Origin of the sequence: Paraburkholderia suaedae (genome assembly GCF_040812055.1) — a bacterium.
Classification (GTDB): Bacteria; Pseudomonadota; Gammaproteobacteria; order Burkholderiales; family Burkholderiaceae; genus Paraburkholderia.
Genome location: NZ_JBFOAH010000022.1, coordinates 68,621 through 90,898 on the forward strand (window position 1 = coordinate 68,621; position 22,278 = coordinate 90,898).

The 22,278-nt window shown below is 63.9% G+C and carries 21 protein-coding genes; 12 read left to right on the forward strand and 9 right to left on the reverse strand.

Going from position 1 to position 22,278, the window contains the following annotated elements; genetic code table 11:
- Positions 1–6 precede the first annotated feature (6 nt).
- The 3 genes from ABQJ48_RS26085 to ABQJ48_RS26095 all read right to left on the reverse strand — a co-directional run bounded on the left by ABQJ48_RS26085 (position 7) and on the right by ABQJ48_RS26095 (position 3,755).
- The gene (locus tag ABQJ48_RS26085; protein ID WP_367840850.1) at positions 7–864 is read right to left on the reverse strand and encodes a PA4780 family RIO1-like protein kinase; all 858 of its coding nucleotides are present in this window, start codon (positions 862–864) and stop codon (positions 7–9) included.
- A gap of 429 nt (positions 865–1,293) precedes the next feature.
- Positions 1,294–2,310 (reverse strand): cytochrome d ubiquinol oxidase subunit II, encoded by a 1,017-nt coding sequence (cydB, locus tag ABQJ48_RS26090; RefSeq protein ID WP_367840851.1) that lies wholly within the window; start codon positions 2,308–2,310, stop codon positions 1,294–1,296.
- The gene (locus ABQJ48_RS26095; protein WP_367840852.1) at positions 2,307–3,755 is read right to left on the reverse strand and encodes a cytochrome ubiquinol oxidase subunit I; all 1,449 of its coding nucleotides are present in this window, start codon (positions 3,753–3,755) and stop codon (positions 2,307–2,309) included. The genes cydB and ABQJ48_RS26095 overlap by 4 nt, the downstream gene beginning before the upstream one ends.
- A 435-nt stretch (positions 3,756–4,190) precedes the next feature.
- Here ABQJ48_RS26095 and ABQJ48_RS26100 point away from each other — a divergent pair, with 435 nt between their 5' ends.
- The gene (locus tag ABQJ48_RS26100; RefSeq protein ID WP_367840853.1) at positions 4,191–4,742 is read left to right on the forward strand and encodes a hypothetical protein; all 552 of its coding nucleotides are present in this window, start codon (positions 4,191–4,193) and stop codon (positions 4,740–4,742) included.
- Between the two features lie 60 nt (positions 4,743–4,802).
- Positions 4,803–5,669, forward strand: coding sequence for an MBL fold metallo-hydrolase (locus ABQJ48_RS26105; protein ID WP_367840854.1), 867 nt, complete (start codon positions 4,803–4,805; stop codon positions 5,667–5,669).
- A gap of 166 nt (positions 5,670–5,835) precedes the next feature.
- On the opposite strand, the gene ABQJ48_RS26110 is transcribed toward ABQJ48_RS26105, so the two are convergent.
- A complete protein-coding gene (locus tag ABQJ48_RS26110) occupies positions 5,836–6,459 on the reverse strand; it encodes a hypothetical protein (RefSeq protein WP_367840855.1) in 624 nt (207 codons plus the stop codon).
- Between ABQJ48_RS26110 and ABQJ48_RS26115 the strand changes: the two genes are divergently transcribed.
- From ABQJ48_RS26115 to ABQJ48_RS26150, 8 genes are all read left to right on the forward strand, one after another.
- Positions 6,458–7,765 (forward strand): SDR family oxidoreductase, encoded by a 1,308-nt coding sequence (locus tag ABQJ48_RS26115; protein ID WP_367840856.1) that lies wholly within the window; start codon positions 6,458–6,460, stop codon positions 7,763–7,765. The two genes, ABQJ48_RS26110 and ABQJ48_RS26115, sit on opposite strands and share 2 nt — an antisense overlap.
- Positions 7,762–8,226: a DUF2269 family protein gene (locus tag ABQJ48_RS26120; RefSeq protein ID WP_367840857.1), complete on the forward strand. Its 465-nt coding sequence runs from the start codon at positions 7,762–7,764 to the stop codon at positions 8,224–8,226. Before ABQJ48_RS26115 ends, ABQJ48_RS26120 begins: the two co-directional genes overlap by 4 nt.
- A gap of 353 nt (positions 8,227–8,579) precedes the next feature.
- Positions 8,580–8,978 carry a hypothetical protein gene (locus ABQJ48_RS26125; RefSeq protein WP_367840858.1) on the forward strand — a complete coding sequence of 133 codons (399 nt, stop codon included), beginning with the start codon at positions 8,580–8,582 and terminating at the stop codon, positions 8,976–8,978.
- 16 nt (positions 8,979–8,994) lie between these two features.
- Positions 8,995–10,053, forward strand: a complete 1,059-nt coding sequence (locus ABQJ48_RS26130; protein ID WP_367840859.1) for an ABC transporter substrate-binding protein — start codon at positions 8,995–8,997, stop codon at positions 10,051–10,053.
- 68 nt (positions 10,054–10,121) lie between these two features.
- Complete coding sequence (locus ABQJ48_RS26135; RefSeq protein WP_367840860.1) at positions 10,122–10,943, forward strand: ATP-binding cassette domain-containing protein; 822 nt, start codon at positions 10,122–10,124, stop codon at positions 10,941–10,943.
- Complete coding sequence (locus ABQJ48_RS26140; RefSeq protein ID WP_367840861.1) at positions 10,940–12,223, forward strand: sugar ABC transporter permease; 1,284 nt, start codon at positions 10,940–10,942, stop codon at positions 12,221–12,223. The genes ABQJ48_RS26135 and ABQJ48_RS26140 overlap by 4 nt, the downstream gene beginning before the upstream one ends.
- Before the next feature lie 25 nt (positions 12,224–12,248).
- Positions 12,249–12,977: an SDR family oxidoreductase gene (locus ABQJ48_RS26145; RefSeq protein ID WP_367840862.1), complete on the forward strand. Its 729-nt coding sequence runs from the start codon at positions 12,249–12,251 to the stop codon at positions 12,975–12,977.
- Positions 12,978–13,142: 165 nt separating this feature from the next.
- Entirely contained in the window at positions 13,143–14,459 is a 1,317-nt protein-coding gene (locus tag ABQJ48_RS26150) for a hypothetical protein (RefSeq protein ID WP_367840863.1), read from the forward strand.
- Here the strand turns inward: ABQJ48_RS26150 and ABQJ48_RS26155 are convergent.
- The 5 genes from ABQJ48_RS26155 to ABQJ48_RS26175 all read right to left on the reverse strand — a co-directional run bounded on the left by ABQJ48_RS26155 (position 14,407) and on the right by ABQJ48_RS26175 (position 20,182).
- Positions 14,407–15,366, reverse strand: coding sequence for an SOS response-associated peptidase family protein (locus ABQJ48_RS26155; RefSeq protein WP_367840864.1), 960 nt, complete (start codon positions 15,364–15,366; stop codon positions 14,407–14,409). The genes ABQJ48_RS26150 and ABQJ48_RS26155 overlap by 53 nt on opposite strands.
- A gap of 71 nt (positions 15,367–15,437) precedes the next feature.
- The gene (locus tag ABQJ48_RS26160) at positions 15,438–16,964 is read right to left on the reverse strand and encodes an ATP-binding cassette domain-containing protein (protein WP_367840865.1); all 1,527 of its coding nucleotides are present in this window, start codon (positions 16,962–16,964) and stop codon (positions 15,438–15,440) included.
- Positions 16,961–17,887: a branched-chain amino acid ABC transporter permease gene (locus ABQJ48_RS26165; RefSeq protein WP_367840866.1), complete on the reverse strand. Its 927-nt coding sequence runs from the start codon at positions 17,885–17,887 to the stop codon at positions 16,961–16,963. Before ABQJ48_RS26165 ends, ABQJ48_RS26160 begins: the two co-directional genes overlap by 4 nt.
- Before the next feature lie 14 nt (positions 17,888–17,901).
- Entirely contained in the window at positions 17,902–18,777 is an 876-nt protein-coding gene (locus tag ABQJ48_RS26170) for a branched-chain amino acid ABC transporter permease (protein ID WP_367840867.1), read from the reverse strand.
- 139 nt (positions 18,778–18,916) lie between these two features.
- Complete coding sequence (locus ABQJ48_RS26175; RefSeq protein WP_367840868.1) at positions 18,917–20,182, reverse strand: ABC transporter substrate-binding protein; 1,266 nt, start codon at positions 20,180–20,182, stop codon at positions 18,917–18,919.
- Between the two features lie 400 nt (positions 20,183–20,582).
- On the opposite strand from ABQJ48_RS26175, the gene ABQJ48_RS26180 reads away from it, so the two are divergent.
- Positions 20,583–20,849 (forward strand): carboxypeptidase-like regulatory domain-containing protein, encoded by a 267-nt coding sequence (locus ABQJ48_RS26180; protein ID WP_367840869.1) that lies wholly within the window; start codon positions 20,583–20,585, stop codon positions 20,847–20,849.
- A gap of 218 nt (positions 20,850–21,067) precedes the next feature.
- Complete coding sequence (locus tag ABQJ48_RS26185; RefSeq protein WP_367840870.1) at positions 21,068–22,273, forward strand: paraquat-inducible protein A; 1,206 nt, start codon at positions 21,068–21,070, stop codon at positions 22,271–22,273.
- Positions 22,274–22,278 lie beyond the last annotated feature (5 nt).

Below are 22,278 nucleotides of genomic sequence, written 5' to 3' on the forward strand. Positions count from 1 at the left end.
GCACGCTTAGCGGCCTGTGCTCAGTTCCTGCTGTCGCCGCGCTCGCGCGTCTTCCTCGAGGCGTGTGTCTTCGAGTTCCTGCAGCACGCTATCGAGGTCCACGGGTCGCGTGTCGGCTTCGACGCGGCCCGTCAATTCCGCATCGACGTGCAGCAGCCCTGCTTCGAAGAGCGTCCAGATTTCCGTGCCATAACTCGCGGTGAGCAGTTGCGGCGCAAACCGTCCGAAGTAGGCCGCCAGGTTGTCCACGTCCCGCTTGAGCATCGCGGCGGCTTCGTTGTTGCCGGCCGCGTCGACGGCCTGTGGCAGATCGATGATGACCGGCCCGTCCGCTGCCAGCAGGATGTTGTATTCCGACAGGTCGCCGTGAATCAACCCTGCGCACAGCATGCGGACCACCTGGTTGAGCAGCAGCGCATGCAGTTCTAGGGCGCGCGCCTCGGTCAGATCGACGTCGTTCAACCGCGGGGCGACGTCGCCTGCTTCGTCCACCACCAGTTCCATCAGCAATACGCCGTCGGTACAGATATAGGGTTGCGGCACGCGCACACCTGCGCCGGCAAGCCGGAACAGCGCGTCGACTTCGGCGTTCTGCCATGACGCTTCCTGCATCTGACGGCCATAGCGCGTGCCTTTTTCCATGGCCCGCGCCTGGCGGCTGTTCTTGACCTTGCGACCGTCCCGATACGACGCGGCTTGCCGAAAACTGCGCTGCTTCGCGTCCTTGTAGACCTTCGCGCAACGCGTGGAGTCGCCGCTGCGCACCACATAGACGGTGGCCTCCTTGCCGCTCATCAACTGGCCGATGACTTCGTCGATGAGTCCTTCTTCGAGAAGCGGTGCAAGTCGTTTCGGTATTTTCATACGACCACCGCCCGGCGCGCCTGGAACGCGCATTTCACACGCGCGGTGTCTAAGCGGCGCGTCGGAGTCTGCGCGACCGGGGAAACGCTGAATCGGGCAGCCGGTACTGCCGGCCGTGAGCTTGCTGGGTGGGAGAAGGATCGGGTCATGCCGGATTATACGGGTGGCCGGCCGAGGGCCGATGCAAACGTCCCCGGAAGACCGCGCAGATGCATCGCACCGCACTTTGAGACAGCCCGCCAAACACCCCGACTTGCAGTTGCATCATGGCTCAGCTCTGCAGCGAGCCCAGTCGTCAGCCGCCCCTACTAAGGCAGAGGTCAACGCGTGAGCAAGTGCAGCACGGTCTTCAACACGCCGGCGACGGCCGCGACCGCGATCACCCCAAGCGCCCACAAGCCGGCGAACCATGCGAGACGCCGCCACATTTCAGTGATACCCCTCGCCCGGGCGCATCTTCCCTCTGAACACCGAGTACGCGTAAATCGTGTAGCCCAGAATCAGCGGAATGGTGATGCCGGCGCCGACCAGCAGGAAGACGAGGCTCGCATGAGGCGCCGCCGCTTCGCGAAACGAGATCGCGGGCGGTACGAGATACGGATAGATGCTGATCAGCAGGCCGAGGTAGCACAGCACAAAAATGCCGTATGCGAATAGCAGCGGTAGCAGATGGCGCCGCGCCGAGAGGCTGCGCCAGAAGCCTACCGCGAGCAGCACCAGAAGCACCGGCACGAGTGCGGTGAATGCGAGGCCCGGCCAGCGGAACCAGCGCTGCGCGAGCGAGCCTTGCAGCATCGGCGTCCAAAGCGTCACCACCACGATCAATGCGAGCACGGCGACCGCCATGGTTCTCGCGTGGCGGCGGCAGCGTTCATGCAGCGCGCCTTCGGTGCGCAAGATCAGCCAGCAGGAGCCTAGCAGCGCGTAGCCGGCGATCACCGCAATGCCGCACAGCACGGTGAAGCCGGTAAGCCAGTCCCACCAGCCACCCGCATACGAAGCGCCCTCGATGTGGATGCCTTGCAGCAAGCCGCCCAGAATGAGCCCCTGGCACAGCGCGGCCACGCTCGAGCCGCAAAAGAAGGCGACATCCCACCAGGCGCGTCCTTTGCCGATCGCGCGGAAACGGAATTCGAAGGCCACGCCGCGAAAGACCAGCGCAAGCAACATCGCGATGATCGGCGGATACAGCGCGGGCATGATGATGGCGTACGCGAGCGGAAACACCGCGAACAGTCCGCCGCCGCCGAGCACGAGCCATGTTTCATTGCCATCCCACACGGGCGCGATCGAGTTCACCATGACGTCGCGGTCCACACCGTTGTGCTCGACAGCGAACAGAATGCCTACACCCAGATCGAATCCGTCGAGCAGCACATAAGCGAGCACGGCAAACGCGAGGATCGCCGCCCACACGAGCGGCAAGTCGAACGTGAAGAAATTCATGACGAGCTCTCCTCGTTCCCGGAGCGCGATGTGCTCGGCTGTGAGGTGCGCGAGCCGGATTGCAATTGCGCGGGCCCCGGCGTGATGCCCGCGCTTCGCTGCGGCTTGTCCTTTGACGGGCCAGGCGTATCGAGCGTGGGTGGCGTGGCCATCAGCCTCAGCACGAACACCATCGCGGCGCCGAACACGATCAGATACACGACACCGAACGCAGCAAGCGAGGTCGCGACCCCGGGCGCGGCGATCGGCGACACGCTGTCCGCCGTGCGCAAATGCCCGTAGACGGTGAACGGTTGCCTTCCGACTTCCGTGACTATCCAGCCGCACAGCAATGCGATCAGGCCGACCGGTGCCATCGCGACCATGAGCCGGTGCATCCATCGGGCCCGATAGAGCGTGCCGCGTGCCCGGAGCACAGCGCTTGCGAATCCGGTCAGCGCCATCAGCACGCCGAGCCCGACCATGACGCGAAACGCCCAGAAAATCACCGGCGAAAACGGCCTGTCGGCGGGCGGAAAGTCCTTGAGACCCTGGATCGAACCGTTCCATGTATGCGTGAGAATCAGCGCGCCCAGGTGCGGAATCTCAATGGCGTGGTCGGTTCTCTCGGTTCGCATATTGGGCATGCCGAACAGGATGAGCGGCTGGCCCGGTCTCGACTCCCAATCGCCTTCGAGCGCGGCAATCTTCGCAGGTTGATGCTTGAGCGTGTTCACGCCGTGCGCGTCGCCGGCGACAATCTGGATCGGCGCGACGATGCACGCCATCCAGAGCGCCATCGAGGCCATCAGTCGCGCCGGCTGGTTGGCGGGATCGCGCAGCAGATGCCAGCCGCCGACCCCGCCCACGATGAACGCTACGCTCAGATAGGCGGCGAGCACCATATGCACGAGGCGGAAAGGAAACGATGGATTGAAAATAATGCTGGCCCAGTCGGCCGGGAAGAACCGGCCGTCGACCATCGTAAAACCTTGCGGCGTTTGCATCCACGAGTTGGCCGCGAGAATCCAGAACGCACTCATCAAGGTGCCGGTCATGACGAGCACGGTGGCGAGAAAGTGCAACTTCGGCCCGACGCGGTTCATGCCGAACAGCATGACGCCGAGAAAGCCCGATTCCAGAAAGAACGCCGTAAGTACTTCGTAGCCCATCAAGGGCCCGATGATCGGCCCCGCGCGATAGGAGAATTGCGCCCAGTTGGTGCCGAACTGGTACGACATGACGAGGCCGGAAACCACGCCCACGCCGAACACCACGGCGAAAATGGTCAGCCAATACCGGAACGTGGCGAGGTAGACCGGCTTTTTGGTCATGAGCCACGCGCCTTCCAGCACCGCGAGGTAGCTTGCCAGCCCGATCGACATCGCCGGAAAGATGATGTGAAAGGCAATGGTGAAGCCGAACTGCGCTCTGGCGAGCATTAGCGCATCAACCGCGATCGACATTGCGGCACCTCCAGGAGTTGGCGGAACCTGCGCGGGCAAGCATCCAGCGGGCGCCCGTTTCGGCAATGCTAAATAATGCGGCGAAACTACAGCGAAATTACAGCGAAGCTACGATGAAGCTACGGCCAAGCGGCTGCCAACTTTCGCGGCAGGCTTGCATCGTAATACGCCCAAACCGCGGAAGTAGCAATCGCGTTTCCCGCGGCCGCCAAAAGACCACGAAAGGCGAGTTGGCGCTTTCCGACCTTGATGCGAAAAGCAATGTGTGCGCGTGTCGCCCTTCGCAGGTACGCGCGTTGCGGCGCTCAAGCCCGAGGCAACGGTTATCGCGGCAATCCCGTAGCGGTATTCATCCACGCGGCCCGATCGGTACAAAAGCGCAATGCGCTTTGAAAGCGCAATGCGCTTTGGGGGGCCTTTGACGAGGGGAAGCACATGAATTCTCATTCCGGTTCGGACCAACGGGGCGCCCGGCGCCTGCCGCAACGGATGCCGCAGCCCGATTCCATCGCACGCGGACTGGGCTGGTTCAGCATTGCGCTCGGACTCGCGCAGATCGTCGCACCCCGCACGATGGCGCGCGCCGCGGGGGTGAGCACTGGAGCGGGCGTGATGCGCCTTTACGGACTGCGCGAGCTGGCGTGCGGCATCGGTGTGCTGGCATTGCGCAATCCCCGGCCATTCCTGTGGGCGAGGGTCGGCGGCGACGCGCTCGATCTGGGCACGCTCGCGTTGTCGCCCAGGCGCGATGCACGCGCCCGCGCGCGAGCGAAGCGGGGCGCCGTCAACGTCGCATGCATCGCGGCGCTCGACGTGTATGCCGCGAACTCGGCGACAGGCACGCCCAGTACCTCGCCTGTCGACTACAGCGACCGCTCCGGCTTCGCGCGATCGCCCGCCGACATGCGCGGCGCAGCGCTCGCGGACTTCGAGATGCCGCGAGACATGCGCATGCCCGATGCACTCGCGCCTTACACGCGGCAATAAACGCCCGTGCGACGCTGCTGCGTTTTGATCTGCGCCAGCCGCTAGCGCCTTACCGGCATCATGATCGTTCATCACTTGAACTGCATCTCGACCTGTCCGCTGGGCGGCCGGCTCATGGACGGGCACACCGGTAGCTTGTTGCAACGCGGGGTATTGACGTGCCACTGCCTGCTCGTCGAAACGAATGAGGGGCTGGTGCTGGTCGACACGGGCTTCGGACTTCGTGACGTCGCCAATCCGCGCTCGCGCATCAGTCGTTTCTTTCTCACCTTGGTGAGCCCCGATCTGCGGGAGGAAATGACTGCGATCCGGCAGATTCAAAGGCTCGGGTTCGATCCACGCGATGTCCGCCACATCGTGTTGAGCCATCTGGACTTCGACCATGCCGGTGGTCTCGACGACTTCCCGCACGCGACGATGCACCTCATGCGCATGGAACGCGACTACGCGTTCGAGCAGAGAACCTGGATGGACCGTCAACGGTTTCGTCCACAGCAGTGGTCGACTTCCGGCAACTGGCGGGTCTATCTGGCGGATGTCGGCGAGACGTGGCATGGTTTCGAGCGCGTTCAGCAACTCGACGGATTGCCGCCCGATCTGCTGATCATCCCATTGCGAGGCCATACCTTCGGGCATGTCGGCATTGCCGTGGACTCAGACCGGCACGGCTGGCTCTTCAATGCCGCCGACGCCTATTTCTACCACGCTGAAATGCACAGACAAGCGCATTGCACGCCGGGATTGCGTTTTTACCAGTGGATGCTCGAGAAGGACCGCACTGCGCGCCTGCAGAACCAGGCGAGACTTCGCGAGCTTGCATTGAGCAACAGCGCGGTCACCGTGTTTTGCAGTCACGACGTCGTTGAGTTCGAACGACTGTCGCAGCGACAGGCTCATCTTCCTGCGCAGGCGCCGGTGCGAGCGTAAGGTTGCGCGCGCAGCATTCGCCGATGGCGACTGCCGCAGGGGTCAAGCTGACGCCGCTCTCTGAACGCTCGCGATGGGCCGCACGAAGACGTCGACGGCGCGTGCGCAAGCGCACGACGCGCGGCTTACGCCCGCGCGCCGCCATTCTGTACGGCACGGCGCGCTCTCATGCGGCGTGCTCCTCGATGCATCGGCTTGCCGTCCACCGCTCGACCATGAAAGGCACCATCAGACCTGCGCCGAAGGCGACGTAGACCGCGGCGATGTACGCGGCGCTCAGATGGTATTCGAAGCCGGGCGTGAAACGCTTGGGCACGACAATGTAATCGCCGACGGCGGCGGCGACCGTCGTCGCCGCGGCGAGCGCGACCCGATGCGTGCGCTCGCGACTGCTCTTTTGACGCATGTCGTCATCCGTTCTCCCGTTATCGCGGACGTCGGTAGCGGCTGCGCCGGTCGCCGTCGAGACATCGCTGGCCGGGGCGCAGTTCGCGGCGCCGTCGCCGCGTTCCAGCGCCCGCCTGAGCGCCGCCAGCGCCAATGCATTGAACGCCGCCCAGGCAATCGACATGGTCTGATGTATCAGCAGCCCCGCGATCAGATGCCGCGCCTTCGGGCGCGCCGTGCGGCGCGCTTCTTGCGGCCAGAGCCAGTGGCTCACCGCGCTGACGGGCGCGCTCGCGCGCTTGCCGTGCAGCTTGCCGCACAGCGCAAGGGCCGCCGTCGACAGCAGCCCGGCTGCCACGCCGGATGCAAGGATGTCTTGTTTGGCTTTTATTCGGATGGTCATGGTCATCTTCCTCACAGGTGCAACCGGGCTCATCGGATCGGCCGTGGCGCGCAGGTTCCTCGCTCTGGGCCACACGGTCATATGCGGCGTACGCAATCCGGGTGCCGCGCGCGAACGGTTGCCGGGTTGCCGGGTCGTGCCGCTCGACTTTGCGCGCCTCGCGGATGCCGCGAGCAGTGCGCCGCCCCTCGACGGCGTCGATGCGCTGGTCAACGCGGTCGGCATTTTCGGCGATGCGTCGGGTCACGATTTCCAGCGGCTCCATACGGATGCCCCGGTGCATCTGTTTCGCGCCGCCGTGCACGCGGGCGTGCGACGCATCGTGCAGATCTCGGCGCTCGGCGCGGACGAGCACGCGCGCAGTGCCTACCACCTGACCAAGCGTGCGGCGGACGACGCGTTGCTCGCGTTGCCCGTCTCTTCGCTGATCCTGCAACCGTCGCTGGTGTTTGCGCCGCAAGGCCGCAGCACCCGCTTTCTGACGATGTGGGCGACGCTGCCGGTGGTGCCGCTGCCCGGCGCCGGCGACCAGCAGGTTCAGCCGGTCCATCTGGACGATCTCGTGGACGTGATCGCGACGGCGGCGGTGATGCGTCTTACCGAGGGCGCGCACGGCGGCGAACGCGTGGCTGTCGTCGGTCCTGAAGCGCTGACGTTGCGCGCGTATCTGGCGCTGCTGCGCCGGCTTGCCGGCGGTACCCCGCCGCTGTTTCTGCCCGTGCCTCGCGCATGCGTGCAATTCGCAGCACGGCTGGGCGAACACATGCCGGGCTCGCTGATCAGCACCGATGCAATCGACATGCTGGAGCGCGGCAACGTCGCGCCCGCCGATCAGGTGACGCGCTGGCTCGGCCGCGCGCCGCGTGCGCTGTCCAGCCTGCCGCCGGAGCGCGAGCAGTTCGGCGCTTCGGCACGGCTCGAATGGCTGCTGCCGCTGTTGCGCGTGTCGATTGCCGCGGTGTGGATCTGGACGGCGATCGTATCCGCTGGACTCTATCCGGTGCCAGCCAGCTATGCGCTGCTCGCGCGTGTCGGCGCCCCGTCCGGCTGGCGGCCGGCGTTGCTCTATAGTGCCGCGCTGTTCGACCTCGTGCTTGGCGTGCTGTCGCTGTGGTGGCCGGTGCGCTTAGGGCCGCGCGCGCGACTGTGGGCTTTCCAGATCGCGCTGATCGCGTTGTACACGCTGCTGATCAGTTGGCGCCTGCCCGAGTTCTGGCTGCACCCGTACGGGCCGCTGTCGAAAAACCTGCCGATGATCGCCGCCCTGATCTGCCTCATCGAGCTCGACTGGCGGGGCAAGCCGTGACATATCTCGTGATCAAGTGGCTTCACGTGCTGTCGTCGACGATCCTGTTCGGCACGGGCATCGGCTCGGCGTTCTACATGCTGACGACGAGTCTCGGCAACGACACGCGCACCGTCGCGCGTGTGGCTCGTCGCGTGGTGCTCGCCGACTGGCTGTTCACGACGCCCACGGCCATCGCGCAGCCGCTGACGGGCTTTGCGATGATCAAGCTGATGGCGATGCCCATCGCGAGTCCGTGGCTTGCGTGGTCGATTGCGCTCTATGCGGTGGCGATTGCGTGCTGGTTGCCGGTGGTGTGGCTACAGGTCCGGCTCGCCGCGATAGCCCGACTGTGCGACGAGGCGCACGCGCCGCTGGGCGCTGCGTACTGGCGCCTGTTCGGATGGTGGATCGCGCTTGGAGTCGTCGCCTTCTTCGCATTCGTGGCGATCTTCTGGTTCATGGTCACGAAGATCGTATGAGCCGTGCATTGCATTGGCTTGTCGATCCTGCAACTTCTGTTTCCTTGCGTGCGTTGCTTGCTACGCGCCAGTTACTTGTCAAGCGTCGTTGCGCTTGCCGTGCTCGAACCGTAGCATGGGTACGGTCGGGCCGCCTCTTTTTTGCGCGGGGCACGCTGCCCCCGCCGCTGCTGTACTGCACAAAACTTGATCCACGACCGCCTCGGTAGTAACCCCGATGCAAGAAAGTACCAATACGCGGTCGTATTATCAGTAGTGAAGTGTTCGCAACGACGCTATGTTGCTCTAATGGCGATGCGCCGCCTGGCGCAGACGAAGTTCGCGAAGCGAGTTGGACTCAGGAGGGACGGCTGATGCACACCGTTCGTGCTGTCGTGGCCGGCAAGCAAGCTCGCCGCGCCTACACCGGCCTGCCGGATCTGGAACGGCCGCGCCTCGATGGCGCGGGTGAATGCCTGAGCGCGTCAGCCAGGTTTGGCTGCTATCTGCTATCGGGCCGCCCGCAACAACCTCTCGAATCTCAATCGCCAATTGCTGTTGTTCAAGCAACACTTCTCTTTCCGACGGCGCACCTGCCGGCAACCGATGATTGCACCGCAAAGGTATGCGCGGGCGCCGCACACGCGTTGCAAACTTTCCGCCAGAGCGAGGTGGTGCGCGAAGCTGGACCCGCCTTTGCTCATTCTGGAGACCGTGCAAAGAAGCCTCAACCGCAGCCCGACCACGGCCCTCACGCGCCGCGGTTTTTCTAATAAACGGAGACACTCGATGACCCGACTTTCGAACCAATTCATCGGCGCGAGCGCGCTGAGCCTGAGCCTGTTGACCGGCACGCAGGCATTTGCCGCGCCCAGTGGCACGGTCGCCTTTCTGATGCCCGATCAGGCGTCGACCCGCTACGAACAGCACGATTTCCCCGGTTTCAAAGCGGCCATGGGCAAGCTCTGCCCCGCCTGCAAGGTGCTCTACCAGAACGCCAACGCGGACGTCGCGACCCAGCAGCAGCAGTTCAACTCGGTCATCGCGCAAGGCGCCAAGGTGATCGTCCTCGACCCGGTGGACTCGACGGCCGCCGCGTCGCTGGTCCATATGGCGCAGGGCCAGGGGATCAAGGTCATTGCCTACGACCGGCCCGTACCCTCGACGCCGGCCAACTACTACGTGTCGTTCGATAACGAAGGCATCGGCAAGGCCATCGCACAGTCGCTCGTCGAGCATATGAAAGCCACGAGCGTGCCGACCAGCAAGGGCGGCGTGCTGGAAGTCAACGGTTCGCCGACCGATGCGGCCGCGGGACTGATCAAGAAGGGGATTCACGCCGGCCTGCAAGGCAGCGGCTACAAGACGCTAGCCGAATACGACACGCCGGACTGGGCGCCGCCGAAAGCCCAGCAATGGGTCAGCGGCCAGGTCACGCGTTTCGGCCCGCAGATCGTCGGCGTGGTGGCGGCTAACGACGGCACGGCCGGCGGGGCGATCGCGGCTTTCAAGGCAGCCGGTGTCAATCCGGTGCCGCCCGTGACCGGCAACGACGCAACGCTCGCGGGACTGCAGTTGATCATTGCGGGTGACCAGTACAACACGATTCTGAAGCCGAGCGAGATCGTCGCGGCGGCAGCCGCGAAGGTGGCCGTCGGCTTCCTGTCCGGCGAGGCCCCGAAGGGCGAAACGACGCTCTTCAACACGCCGACTCAACTCTTCAAGCCCGCGGTCATCACGGCGACGAACCTCAAGGCGGAGGTTGTCGACAAGGGCTTCGCGAGCGGCAAGGAATTGTGCACCGGCCGCTATGCCGATGGATGCAAGAAGCTCGGGATTACTGAATGATCCGGTTCGAGCGCCGGACGGGCCGCGGCGCGCGCCGGGCCCGGCCACTTTTATGAGGTATCCGTCTCATGGCTGACAACCTTACTTCACGCTCCAGCAACGGCGAACTGGTGCTGAGTCTGCGCGGCGTGTCAAAGCACTTCGGAGCGGTGTCGGCCCTGACGGACATCGAACTCGACGTGCATGCCGGCGAAGTCGTCGCGCTGGTGGGCGACAACGGCGCCGGTAAATCGACCTTGGTCAAGGTGCTGGCCGGCGTGCATCAGCCCAGCACCGGCACCATCACTTTCGGCGGGCGGGAGGTCACCTTGCCCAATCCCGGCGCGGCGCTCGATCTCGGCATCGCCACGGTGTTCCAGGACCTCGCGCTCTGCGAAAACCTCGACGTCGTCGCGAACATCTATCTGGGGCGCGAGCTGAATCCGCTGCGCCTCGACGAGGTCGCCATGGAGGTGAAGGCGTGGACGCTCCTCAATGAGCTGTCGGCCCGCATTCCGAGCGTGCGCGACGTGGTGGCGTCGCTCTCGGGCGGGCAACGGCAGACCGTGGCGATCGCCCGCTCGCTGCTGCTGGACCCGAAGCTGATCATGCTCGACGAACCGACGGCGGCGCTCGGCGTGGCGCAGACTGCCGAGGTGCTGAACCTGATCGAGCGGGTGCGCGATCGGGGCCATGCAGTCATCATGATCAGCCACAACATGGAAGACGTTCGCGCGGTGGCGGACCGGATCGTGGTGCTGCGGCTCGGCCGCAACAACGGCGTTTTCTATCCTGACTCCTCGAATCAGGAACTGGTGGCCGCGATCACCGGCGCCACCGAGAACGCCGTTTCGCGCCGCGCCGGCCGGCGCCAGGCCGAACAGGGCGCGCAGACCCAGGAACCATCATGAACGATGAAAAGCAAGCGGCACCGCAGCGTCAACCCAACGGCGCGCCGCAGCCGTCCACGCTGCTCGACCGCAGCGACGTCCGGGTCAAGCATGCCACCGGCATCGGCGGCACGGTGTCGGCCTTCGTCGAACGGGTGCGCTCGGGCGATCTGGGATCGCTGCCGGTCGTTGCGGGGCTGATCATCATCTGGACCGTGTTCACCACCCTGAACCCGGTGTTCCTGTCGGCCGACAACCTGGTGAACCTGCTGTTCGACTGCTCGACGGTCGGCGTCATATCGCTTGGTATCGTCTGCGTACTGATGGTGGGGCAAATCGATCTGTCGGTCGGCTCGATGAGCGGCTTCGCCTCGGCTCTCGTCGGCACGCTCTGGGTCAATCACGGCTGGCCGGTGCTGCTCGCCATCGTTGCCGCGATCGCCGTCGGCGCGCTGGTCGGGGCGCTGTACGCAGTGCTGCTCAACCGGCTCGGCATGCCCAGCTTCGTCGCGACGCTGGCTGGCCTTCTCGCGATTCTCGGAATGCAGTTGTATGTGCTCGGCGCCACCGGATCCATCAATCTCCCGTACGGGTCGGCGATGGTGAATCTCGGGCAGCTCATCATCATCCCCGCAATCGTTTCGCACCTGCTCGCACTGATTCCAGGTGCCGTGATTCTGGTGGTCGGTCTTCGCACACGGGAGCGGCGCCGCGCGTCCAATCTGTCCGCGCAGTCCGTGGGCGGTCTGCTGGTACGCGCCGTCGCCATCACGATCCTGCTGGAAGTCGTGGTTGCTTACCTCAACCAGGGGCGCGGCGTCCCGCTGATGTTCGGCGTCTTCCTGGGCCTCGCGGTCGCGATGGACTACGCGCTCAAGAGGACCCGCTGGGGCCGCTCGATGCACGCGGTAGGCGGTAATCACGAGGCCGCGAGGCGGGCTGGCATCCGGGTCGACGCGATCTACACCAGTGCTTTCGTGCTGTGTGCAAGTCTTGCCGCACTCGGCGGCGTGCTCACGGCGGCGCGGCTCGCATCGGCCAGCCAGCAGGCCGGCAGCGGCGACGTGAACCTGAACGCGATCGCCGCAGCGGTGATCGGCGGCACCAGCCTGTTCGGCGGCCGCGGCAGTGCGTATTCGGCTGTTCTGGGCATCATCGTGATCCAGTCGATCGCCAGCGGCCTGACGTTGCTGAACCTGTCGTCCTCGCTACGTTTCATGATCACCGGCGCAGTGCTGGCCATCGCGGTGATCGTCGACTCGCTCGCCCGCCAATCGCGCGTGTCGCATGGTCGCGCGTAAATCCAGCAATGCAGGAGAACACCAGATGACTGAATCGATACAGGGAAAGGTTGCAGCGATCACCGGTGCGGCTTCGGGCATTGGTCTGGAGTGCGCGCGCACGCTCATCGCACAAGGCGTACGCGTCGTTCTGATCGACCGGGCGAAAGACAGGCTCGCGCAACTGTGCGCGCAACTGGGTCCCAACGCGTTGCCGCTGGTCGTGGATCTGCTGCAGCCGGCGGAAGTCTCGACGCTGCTGCCACGCATTCTGGACCTCGCGGGCGGCCTCGATATCTTCCATGCGAACGCCGGCGCCTACGTCGGCGGCGAGGTGGTCGACGGCAATCCGGACGAGTGGGACCGCGTGCTGAACCTGAACATCAATGCCGCGTTCCGCTCGGTCCACGCCGTGCTGCCGCATATGGTCGCGCAGAAGTCGGGCGACATCATTTTTACCAGCTCCATCGCCGGGATCGTGCCGGTTGTGTGGGAGCCGATTTATACCGCGTCCAAGTTCGCGGTGCAGGCCTTCGTCCACACGACCCGGCGCCAGCTCGCCAAGCATGGCGTTCGGGTCGGCGCAGTGGCGCCCGGTCCGGTCGTCACGGCCCTGCTCGATGACTGGCCGAAAGCAAAGATGGACGAGGCGCTCGCCTCGGGCAGCCTGATGCAGCCGCAAGAGGTCGCCGATGCAGTGCTATTCATGCTGACGCGGCCGCGCAACGTGACCATCCGCGATCTGGTGATCCTTCCGAATAACGTCGACCTTTGAGGCAAGTAACAGCGCGGTGCCGCTGTGGCGCGCGCCGCCGACCTCGGACGTAAGCGTTCCATCGAGATCTGATCTTGTCTGCCACTTGGGCGCGGCATCTCGCGTATCGGCCCGCGTAGGGACCCACGCAAATACTATGTCGAGGATATCGAAGAGAGGGAAGCTATGCTGAATGACCCGCTTTCCAGTTCCGCCATTCGACGAATGCTACTCGTGGCCGTTTATTTCCTGGCAGCGGCGGCATCGTTCAGCGGTTATTTCTCCAAGTGGCATTTTCGAGACGACATGCCGGAAGCATCGTTGCCGAAGATGCTTGACGGTACGGCGGAACGCCCGTACGTCTACCGGCAGTTGTTGCCCGCCATCGCAAACGGCATCGAGCGAGCGCTGCCGGCGCAATTAAAGCAGCGCGCGGACGCTCTGTTACTCGACAACGATCCGTCTCACCATCCGATCTCGCGGATGTACTCGAATACGCCAGACTCCCGCGATCCGCGCTACGCACTGCGCTACTACCTGATTTATGCAATGTCGTTCGCGTCGCTGCTGCTTGCGCTGTTCGCGCTGCGTACCGTTTGTCTGGACGTGCAGTCGGATGGCGTCGGCGCGACGCTCGCCCCGCTCGCGTTCGCGGCCGGCTTGCCACTGCTATTGACCGAAGGCGGCTATTTCTACGACATGTCTGAGCTTCTCTTCATGGCGCTCGCGGTGCATTTTGCGTTGAAGGGAAGAATGCTGCCACTAATCGTCTTGACGGCGCTCGCGACGTGGAACAAAGAGTCGTTTCTGTTCTTTACGCTCACGTTGTATCCGTTCTTGCGCGGCACGCTGTCGATCAAGTCGACCCTGCGCATCCAGGTGGTTTTGCTTGCCGTGGCCACGGGCGTCAACGTGTTGATTAAGCTCAAATACGCCCAGAATACTGGCGGGCTCGTCTACATTCATTTGATGGATAACCTGCGGTTCCTGGCCAATCCTGTCAGCTATCTACATTTCGAATACAACTACGGCGTGCCCACCCCGAAGGGTTTCAACGTTATCAACCTCGTGTTAATTGCAGTGCTCGTGAAGACGGCGTGGTCCCGCCTTGCGCCATCAGTGCGGCAGTCGCTGATGATCGGCGGCGTGGTCAATGTACCGTTGTTTCTCGCATTCTGCTTTCGTGATGAGTTGCGCAACTTCAGCTTGCTGTATGTCGGATTCGTGGTAATTCTATGCGCCAATATTGATGCCTATGTCGAAAGCCGCTATCGCCTGGGAAGGGTGGCGGTTCAAATTCCGGATGCGGGCCTTCACAGCGCACAGGCGCTCCCGGACAGCGCCCCTCGGACGGACCTCCCGAAAGATTCATTTGCGGGCTGCCGGCTGTTGCGAGCATCCATCGTTGCCAGATTCGCAGGCTACGCGCATGAGCGCGCAAAAGCCGCGCTCACGCCGCGAGCCGATGCTCGAAATACGGCCGCTGCCGATCGTCGAGAATAGCGTGCAGTGTTGCCGGGTCTGATGATTGCGGACTCAGCCACGCGTCAACGTTTTCGGGTTTGATGGGAATGATGCACCGGTCGTGGCCCGCTGCCGCGACCTCGGGCGGCGGCTCGTCGGTGATCGCGGCGAATGACAGCAGATCGGGCTCGCCGTCGAGCGACCAGCGCGACCATAGGCACGCGACGAGCATGTCCTGCGCAGGTTCTGGCCGGAATTCGAGGACCACATTCTCGTCTTTCTCGCCCTCGGCAAGCTGCCTGCCCTCCATCTTCGCCTTGCTCACATTCTCGTAAAAGGCGCTGACAACCAGAATGCCATGCGAGTAGCCGAAAAGCGGCTTCCAGAAACCTTCCAGGCTGTCGCGCCGCGCGTTGTACGTGCCGGGATATTTCACGTCGTAGGAAGCCGGCTTGCCGGCAATGCGGCACTGATAGCGCATCGGCATGACGACGCGCTGACCGTTTTCCATGACCAGCAGCGGCGCGTAGTGCCCTGGGAAGATGCGCGAATCGCTATCGCGCGGTTCAGTACGCTGAATATCGTCCAGCTTGCCTCGCGCCCATGCAATCTTGTCCGTGGCGATTCGCAGGCTTTCCGTGGCCGCCCTGGTGACTTTGGTTTGCAGCAAACGCTCGGCGTCGGCCAGCCGCTTTCGCTGTTTGAACAGCTCCTCCTCGAGCTTCGACGTCTGTTCAGCGTTGAACCTGTCGATGAGCGCCTTGATCTCGCGCTCGCCGTCAGACTGCGGATTCGTGAATGCGTCTTCCATTCCTTTGGGAATTTTGGCCTTGCTGCCCTCAGCGCGCTCGAAGAAGAGGCGCGCGAACTCGCGGATGTTCATCTGTGCACCGAACATCCGGACATATCGGCGATAGTCCGCCTGAATTTGGGCTGAATAGCACACCGGGGCCTCCGCGATGATCGATGGCTGTCGAGATGGCGACCGGCTCGCTGAACGCCAAACCGTAAGCGATCCTAACTACCAACTAGGCCCGCGCCCCTTAAGGCCGGCGGCTCGCCTGACGGCACCGCCTCCAGGAAGCCATGTCCCATCTCGCGCTCGAAGCGCGACGGACTTCCCTGCCAAATGATGCGCGCGTGTTCCAGCACATACACGCGGTCCGCGTGCGGCACCGCGAACGTGACGTTCTGCTCGCCGAGCAGCACGGTGATGGACGTCGACTTCTGCAGCGCTTCCAACGCCTTCGACAACTGCTCCAAGATCACGGGTGCAAGACCGAGTGTCGGTTCGTCGAGAATCAGCAGCTTGGGCTGCATCATCAGTGCGCGGCCGATCGCGAGCATCTGCTGTTCCCCGCCGGACAGCGTCTTCGCGGTCTGGCTCTGGCGCGATTTGAGTATCGGAAACAGATCGAAGAGCCAGGCGAGCTGGTCCGCGCGAACATTGTCGGCCAGATGGTAGCCGCCCAGGTCGAGGTTCTCCCGAACGCTCATATCGCTGAACAGTTCCCGGGTTTCCGGACATTGCACCACGCCCGCCCGCGCGATCGCCGCGCCGCTCATGCCCTTGAGTTCCTTTTCGCCGAAACGGATGGTGCCCTGGTAAGGCACGAGACCCGAGATGGCATTGAAAAGCGTGGTCTTGCCCGCGCCGTTCAGTCCCACGACCGACACGAATTCGCCTTCGCGCACATGCAGGCTGACGCCGTCGAGCGCCCTCGCCTTGTCGTAGTGCACGCCCAACTGGTCGACCTGCAGAACGAGCGGGCTGCTGTTGGCGTCGGCGGGCGCGCGCTCCCGCACTTCGAGCTTGCCGCCCAGATAGACGCGCCGCACCGTCTCGTTGCGCATCACCTCATCGGCGGTGCCTTCGGCGACGTACTCGCCGAGATACATCGCCAGCACGCGATCGACCAGCGCGGCCAGACTCTTCACGTTGTGATCCACCAGCAGCACCGCGCGGCCCTCGTCGCGAAAGCCGCGGATCAGCTCCGAGAATGCCGCCGACTCCGTCGCTGTCAGTCCGGCGAACGGCTCGTCGACCAGCACGACCCTCGGATCGCGCGCGACCGCCTTGGCCATCTCCATGCGGCGCAGGTCCGCAAAGGGCAACGTCGCCGGATGCCGGTGCATGACGGCGCCCAGACCCACACGTTCGGCGATTTCGCGCGCGCGCCCGTCCACGTGGGGATCGGCGGCGAGTTTCGTCAGCGAATCCGGCAGCAGCGCAAGCTTGATATGCTCCAGCACCGTCTGCCGATGCAGCGGCCGCGAATGCTGGAACACGATGCCCACCCCCGCACGTGCGATCCGGTGCGGCGCCCAGCCGGCCATCTCGACGCCGTCGATCTTGATCGATCCCGCATTGGGCCGTTCGATACCCATGATCAGCTTCATCACCGTCGACTTGCCGGAGCCGTTCGGTCCGATCAGACCGAGAATTTCGCCGGGCCGAACGTCGAAGCCGATGTCCTTCACGGCGACCAGTCCGCCAAAGCGCTTGGTGAGGCCGCGCACCGCCAGAAGGGGCGTGTCGTTCATGGCTTTTCCCTCACGCGCAGCAGGTTGCCGAGCAGCCCGTCCGGCAGGAACAGGATGACGGCCAGCGCCACCGCCGCCACCACGAAGGTATTGATCTGCCCGAGCGGTCGCAGAAACTCGCCCGCGACAATGAGGAAAATCGATCCGAGCACGGCGCCCAGGATCGTGCGGCGCCCGCCGAGCACCGCCGCGATGATGATCTGAACCCCGACGCCCAGATCGACGACCGTACTGACCGAAGCGGTGCCCTGATAGAACACCAGCATCGCACCCGCCACACCGGAGAACACGGCGCTGATGCAGAACGCCGCGAGCTTGTGCCGCGTGACATTGAAGCCGAGCGCCTGGGCGCCGATCGCGTCCTGGCCGCTCGCCTGCAGGATCAGACCGATTGCCGAACGCGACAGTCCGAAAAGCAGGATTGCGCAAACGATCAGAAACGCGAGGGCGATCCAGTAGTTATACCGGGCATCGACGGACATCACGTCCGGCACCATCATGCCGATCTCGCCGCCCGTCACCCCCGCGAAGATCACGATGGCGTTTTGCAGCAGCAACACGGCCACCAGCGTGACGAGACCGAAGTACGGGCCGCGCAGACGCAGCGCAGGCACCGCGAGCAGCAGCCCGCCGATCAGCGCGACCAGGCCGCCCACAACGATGCACACGGGTATCGGCGCGCCCCATCGCGCATCGAGGATCGCCGCCGAATAGGCGCCGAGCCCGATCAGGAACGTCGGGCCGAAGTTCACCTCGCCTGCGAAACCGAACAGCAGGTCCCACGACATGGCAAACACACCGAAATAGAATGCGACGGTCAGCACGCCGAGGATATAGCCCGACAACCACCAGGGCAGCGTAGTCGCCACCGCGGCGAGCAACACCGCGACCCCTATCGCGCGCGAACGAGGAAGAACGGTCATGAGGATGCGCTCCGCTAACGCCGCCCAAGAAAGCCTTGAGGCCGCACATATACGACGAGCACCAGCAGCAGCAACGCGGGAAGCGGGCGCAGCGTGGGCGCGACCAGATAGGCGGTGATGGTCTCCAGATACCCGACCACATACGCGGCCATCAGCGAGCCCGACACGCTGCCCAGTCCGCCCAGTACGACAATCGAGAACGCGCTCGCGGTGAGTTGACCGGCATTGTTCGTGCTCACACCGAGAAAGGACGCGAGCAGCACGCCCGCGATGCCCGCCAGCACGCCGTAAATGGTCCACGCGAGCAGATAGATGCGCGAGAGTTCGAAGCCGAGCAGCGTGAGTCCGCGCGGGTTCATCGACGCCGCGAGCAGCGCCTTGCCGAGCCGCGTGCGGTTCACGAACAGCCACAGCAGTCCGATCACCACCCAGCAGAGCACCGCGATCATGATCTCGTTGAACGGCACGCGCACCCCGCCGAGCGTCGCGACACCCTGGATCAGCGGACGCATCGTCACGGGGTTGTCGGAGAAGAGCCACGCCATCCCTTGCTGGATCATGATGCCCCACAGCAGCGTGCCCGTGAGCACGAAGATCTCTTTCTCCTCGCGCGGAATCGCGGCGGAACGCTGGATAGGCCGCACCACCATCAGATAGGTGATGTAGGCGGTGACCATACCGGCGAGCACGCCGAGCGGCGTGCCCAGATAGGTGCCGAGGCCCCCTTCGCCGGCGAGAAACCAGCCGGCCAATGCCGCCACCAGCATCACGCCGCCATGCGCGAGATTGAGCACGCCGGACACGCCGAATATCAGCGTGAAGCCAATCGCGCCCAGTGCGTAGAGGGAACTGATCGCAAAGCCGTCGATGAGAATCTGCAGTGGCAGCATGCCCGGCCCTTCATGTCGATGGGTGAATCGATGCATGGACTGTCTGAGCAGTCGCCGTAGTCCCGGCGGTGGCAGACAGTATCAGCCGCCGATGAGGGGTAACGCCCACGTCGGCGGCAGTGCACTCTCATTGCGTGCGCTAGTTCGATGCCGTCTGGTGCACCTTGACGAAAGTCGGGAATTTGACCGTGCCGTTCGCCACGGACTTCGGCCAGATCGCTACCTGCTTGCCACCCTGCCATTGCAGGTTGATGCCCGTGATGTAGCCGGGCCCGTACTTGAGCGCATGCGTGAACTGATCGTTCCTGCCATAGAACTGCCAGCGGCCGATCGTGCCGACATAGTCGGTCTTCTCGAGCGCATCGACCATCTGGTCCGGATCGGTCGAGCCTTTGTTGCGCTTGATCGCATCCGCGAGGATGTACACGAGGTCATAGCTCGTAAAGCCGCAATACGCGGGCGACACACCGAATTGCTTTTGATAGGCGTCGACGAAGGGCACGGTCTTCGGCGTCATGGCAACGCCCGGCGCGGCTGCGGACGCCGTGATCACGCCGTCCGTCGCGCCGTTCGTGTCCTTCCAGAAGCTCGTGGTAGTGGCTTGCGAACTCTGCCCCGAGAGCGGAATCGGCACCTGCTGGTCGTGCCATTGCACGGTGGGCTGCACGCCGACATGGCTGATGCCGGTCGTGATCGTATCGGGATGCTTCGCCTCGATCTGGTTGAAGATCGGCGTAAAGTCCGACGTGTCCGGGTTGAAGCGAATGTGATCGAGCACCTGCAGGCCCGCCTTGGGCAAACACTCCAGGAAGCGTTCGTCGAGCGGTTTGGTCCATGCGGCGTCTTCGCTCATGACGACGGTCGTTTTCATCTTGAACTGGCCGACCAGAATGTCGTGCGAGAAATCGCAGATCGATTGCGCGATGAAGGCCGACGTCATCCAGCCGTGGAACGTGTATTTGTAGTGATCGTAGTCGTCGTGGACGTGCTTCGAGATGTCGTTGCTCGCCGCGCCCGGCGTAACGAACGGCATCTTCAGCCGCGCTGACCAGGGCTCCATGGCGAGCGCCACTTCACTGATATAGCTGCCGATTATCGCGACCACCTTGTCCTGCGTCGCGGCCCGCTGGAATGCGCGAACGCCGTCGGACGCGGACGAATGATCGTCATACGCGATGATCTGGATGGGCCGGCCATCGACGCCGCCGTGCGCGTTGATCTCGTCCGCGGCCAGTTGCGCGGACTTGCTGATGGAGGCGCCCGCGACCGCGGACTCCTCGCTGATCACACCGATCCTGATCGGTTCCCCCGCTGCATATGCGCTGGCCGCGACGCCCAGCCCCGCGGCCACCGTACCCGTCGCGACGACGCGAAACAGGCCCCGCCATGTTCTGTTGCTGGCCATCATGTTCTCCGATTCTCTGCGATCGTTGGGGACATCTGCCGGGCACACCGCAGCTTTGAAGGGTGCGCACACAACAGTATCACTCGGATTTTGTGCACCACATCGGTAATAACGAGTAGCCGGTTCGCGCGCATTTCATCGTGCAGAGCAGCAAAATCGTGTTCGGCTCGTGCGTCGGATGCCGGCCGGAGAGGGGCTTGAAACGATCGCTCGCCGCAGAATTGCGACAGCCGTAATGCTTCTTCCGATTTTGCGATTCGGGTCTACCCTTTCCGAGCGGCGGATTCCCGGCTGACCGCGCGCACGTATTCATCGAAGGACGTGCGTCAGAGATTCCCAGAAGCGGACATCGCGTATCAGGCGGAATCGGAAGCGACCAGTCTTCAGCATTCAAAGCGCGATGCATCGGTATCCGCTCGTGCTCGAATTCGTCGGCAAGACGAGCTACGGAAACGACTATCTCGCCGACGTGCCCGTGACGATTTCCGACTCGCACGGCAAGGACCTGCTTAGCACGAACTCGGATGGGCCGTTCATGCTGGTGTCCTTGCCGCCCGGACGATACAACGTGAGCGCGACGTATAGCGGTAAAACCGAGCGTCGCGAGGTACGCATCTCCGATGCAACGCACGCTCGCACGATCTTCGAGTGGCCGACGTTGATGTAGGCCGGGGCGCGCGCCGTTGCGCGGGCACGCCGCAGTGACGGCTGCGACCGGTTTGTATCGACCCGCTATCGCACTTCGTGCGTCCTCGCAAGCGCTACCGCCGCAGCGATCAAAGGCACCCCTCTCATACCGCCTCGATAGCTTCGCTCGACGTTCGGAGCAGGAATGAACCATGCTAAGCGAAGCTAAAGAACGGCTATTGGAGAAGGCGAATTCCCATGACTATCGGCTGCCCAGAATGCGGAGCGCTGGCGGAAATCCCCCCGCTGACCGCGCGCACCCTCGCACGTTGCCGAGTCTGCCAATATCCGCTCGAACGCCGCAGCGGGCGCAATGTGAGCTCCGCATTGGCCTGCGCAGCGACGACCTTCGTCCTGCTCTTTCCAGCCAACCTGGCACCCCTGATGACTGTGCAGATGCTCGGCGCCGAGCGCGCCTCCGTGCTTTCGTCAGGCATCGTCGCAATGTGGAACGGGGGGTGGGTCATCCTCGCAGTACTGCTGGGTGCGTTCGGCATCGTTCTGCCGTTCGTGCGCTTCGGCGCGCTCACCCTCGTCCTCTGTGCAGTCCGGTTCGACCGGCGCTTCCGGGGCATGGGCGCGCTCTTTCGCTGGGCCTACCTGCTCGATGTCTGGGCAATGCCCGACGTGTATCTGGTCGGCTGTTTTGTCGGATACGCGCGTGTGACGCAAGATCTGACCGGCACGATCGGCGCGGGCGGCTATTGCTTCGTTGCCACAGCCTTGATGTCGATGATCACGCGCGCATCGCTCGACCGGCGCACGGTCTGGCGTGCAATCGGCCACGAACATGAACTCGCGCAAGACGAACCGGCGCTCTCGTGCACCGTGTGCGACCTCGTCGAGCCGGCCTCCCATGAAGGCAGACGGTGCCCACGCTGCGGACACAAGCTGCTGTGGCGCAAGCCCGACGCCATCGTGCGGGCGAGCGCCCTGTCGCTCGCGGCGATGGTGCTGACGCTGCCCGCGAACCTGTATCCGATGACTTTCTCGACTCAACTGGGCAAGGACGTATCGCATCGCATCGTCGATGGCGTGTACCAGCTGTTTCATGCGGGCCTGTGGCCCCTTGGCATTCTCATCTTCTGCACGAGCATCGTCATACCGGTAGCGAAACTCGTCGGCATGGGGTGGTTCATCGTCTCGGTCAAGCGCGGGTCGCGCAGGCATTTGCGTATGAAAGCGCATCTGTACCGATGGATCGACGAACTGGGACGATGGTCGAACGTCGACGTCTTTACGATCGCCGCGTTCATCCCTTTGATCCGTTTCGACGGTATCGCCACGGCAAGACCGGGAATCGGGGCAACGGCTTTCGCGCTCGTCGTATTTCTGACGATGGCGGCCTCGCGTGCGTTCGACCCGCGAATGATGTGGGACGCCGCTACGAGGAGACGGCCGTGAACGCG

What these genes read in the sequence shown, in the direction of transcription:
- ABQJ48_RS26095 (WP_367840852.1), bottom strand. Translation starts at nt 3,755, where the DNA reads ATGTCGATCGCGGTTGATGCGCTAATGCTCGCCAGAGCGCAGTTCGGC.
- ABQJ48_RS26165 (WP_367840866.1), bottom strand. Translation starts at nt 17,887, where the DNA reads ATGACCGTTCTTCCTCGTTCGCGCGCGATAGGGGTCGCGGTGTTGCTC.
- ABQJ48_RS26130 (WP_367840859.1), top strand. Translation starts at nt 8,995, where the DNA reads ATGACCCGACTTTCGAACCAATTCATCGGCGCGAGCGCGCTGAGCCTG.
- ABQJ48_RS26170 (WP_367840867.1), bottom strand. Translation starts at nt 18,777, where the DNA reads ATGCTGCCACTGCAGATTCTCATCGACGGCTTTGCGATCAGTTCCCTC.
- ABQJ48_RS26085 (WP_367840850.1), bottom strand. Translation starts at nt 864, where the DNA reads ATGAAAATACCGAAACGACTTGCACCGCTTCTCGAAGAAGGACTCATC.
- ABQJ48_RS26145 (WP_367840862.1), top strand. Translation starts at nt 12,249, where the DNA reads ATGACTGAATCGATACAGGGAAAGGTTGCAGCGATCACCGGTGCGGCT.
- ABQJ48_RS26180 (WP_367840869.1), top strand. Translation starts at nt 20,583, where the DNA reads ATGCATCGGTATCCGCTCGTGCTCGAATTCGTCGGCAAGACGAGCTAC.
- ABQJ48_RS26105 (WP_367840854.1), top strand. Translation starts at nt 4,803, where the DNA reads ATGATCGTTCATCACTTGAACTGCATCTCGACCTGTCCGCTGGGCGGC.
- ABQJ48_RS26115 (WP_367840856.1), top strand. Translation starts at nt 6,458, where the DNA reads ATGGTCATCTTCCTCACAGGTGCAACCGGGCTCATCGGATCGGCCGTG.
- ABQJ48_RS26125 (WP_367840858.1), top strand. Translation starts at nt 8,580, where the DNA reads ATGCACACCGTTCGTGCTGTCGTGGCCGGCAAGCAAGCTCGCCGCGCC.
- cydB (WP_367840851.1), bottom strand. Translation starts at nt 2,310, where the DNA reads ATGAATTTCTTCACGTTCGACTTGCCGCTCGTGTGGGCGGCGATCCTC.
- ABQJ48_RS26185 (WP_367840870.1), top strand. Translation starts at nt 21,068, where the DNA reads ATGACTATCGGCTGCCCAGAATGCGGAGCGCTGGCGGAAATCCCCCCG.
- ABQJ48_RS26135 (WP_367840860.1), top strand. Translation starts at nt 10,122, where the DNA reads ATGGCTGACAACCTTACTTCACGCTCCAGCAACGGCGAACTGGTGCTG.
- ABQJ48_RS26175 (WP_367840868.1), bottom strand. Translation starts at nt 20,182, where the DNA reads ATGGCCAGCAACAGAACATGGCGGGGCCTGTTTCGCGTCGTCGCGACG.
- ABQJ48_RS26110 (WP_367840855.1), bottom strand. Translation starts at nt 6,459, where the DNA reads ATGACCATCCGAATAAAAGCCAAACAAGACATCCTTGCATCCGGCGTG.
- ABQJ48_RS26140 (WP_367840861.1), top strand. Translation starts at nt 10,940, where the DNA reads ATGAACGATGAAAAGCAAGCGGCACCGCAGCGTCAACCCAACGGCGCG.
- ABQJ48_RS26150 (WP_367840863.1), top strand. Translation starts at nt 13,143, where the DNA reads ATGCTGAATGACCCGCTTTCCAGTTCCGCCATTCGACGAATGCTACTC.
- ABQJ48_RS26160 (WP_367840865.1), bottom strand. Translation starts at nt 16,964, where the DNA reads ATGAACGACACGCCCCTTCTGGCGGTGCGCGGCCTCACCAAGCGCTTT.
- ABQJ48_RS26100 (WP_367840853.1), top strand. Translation starts at nt 4,191, where the DNA reads ATGAATTCTCATTCCGGTTCGGACCAACGGGGCGCCCGGCGCCTGCCG.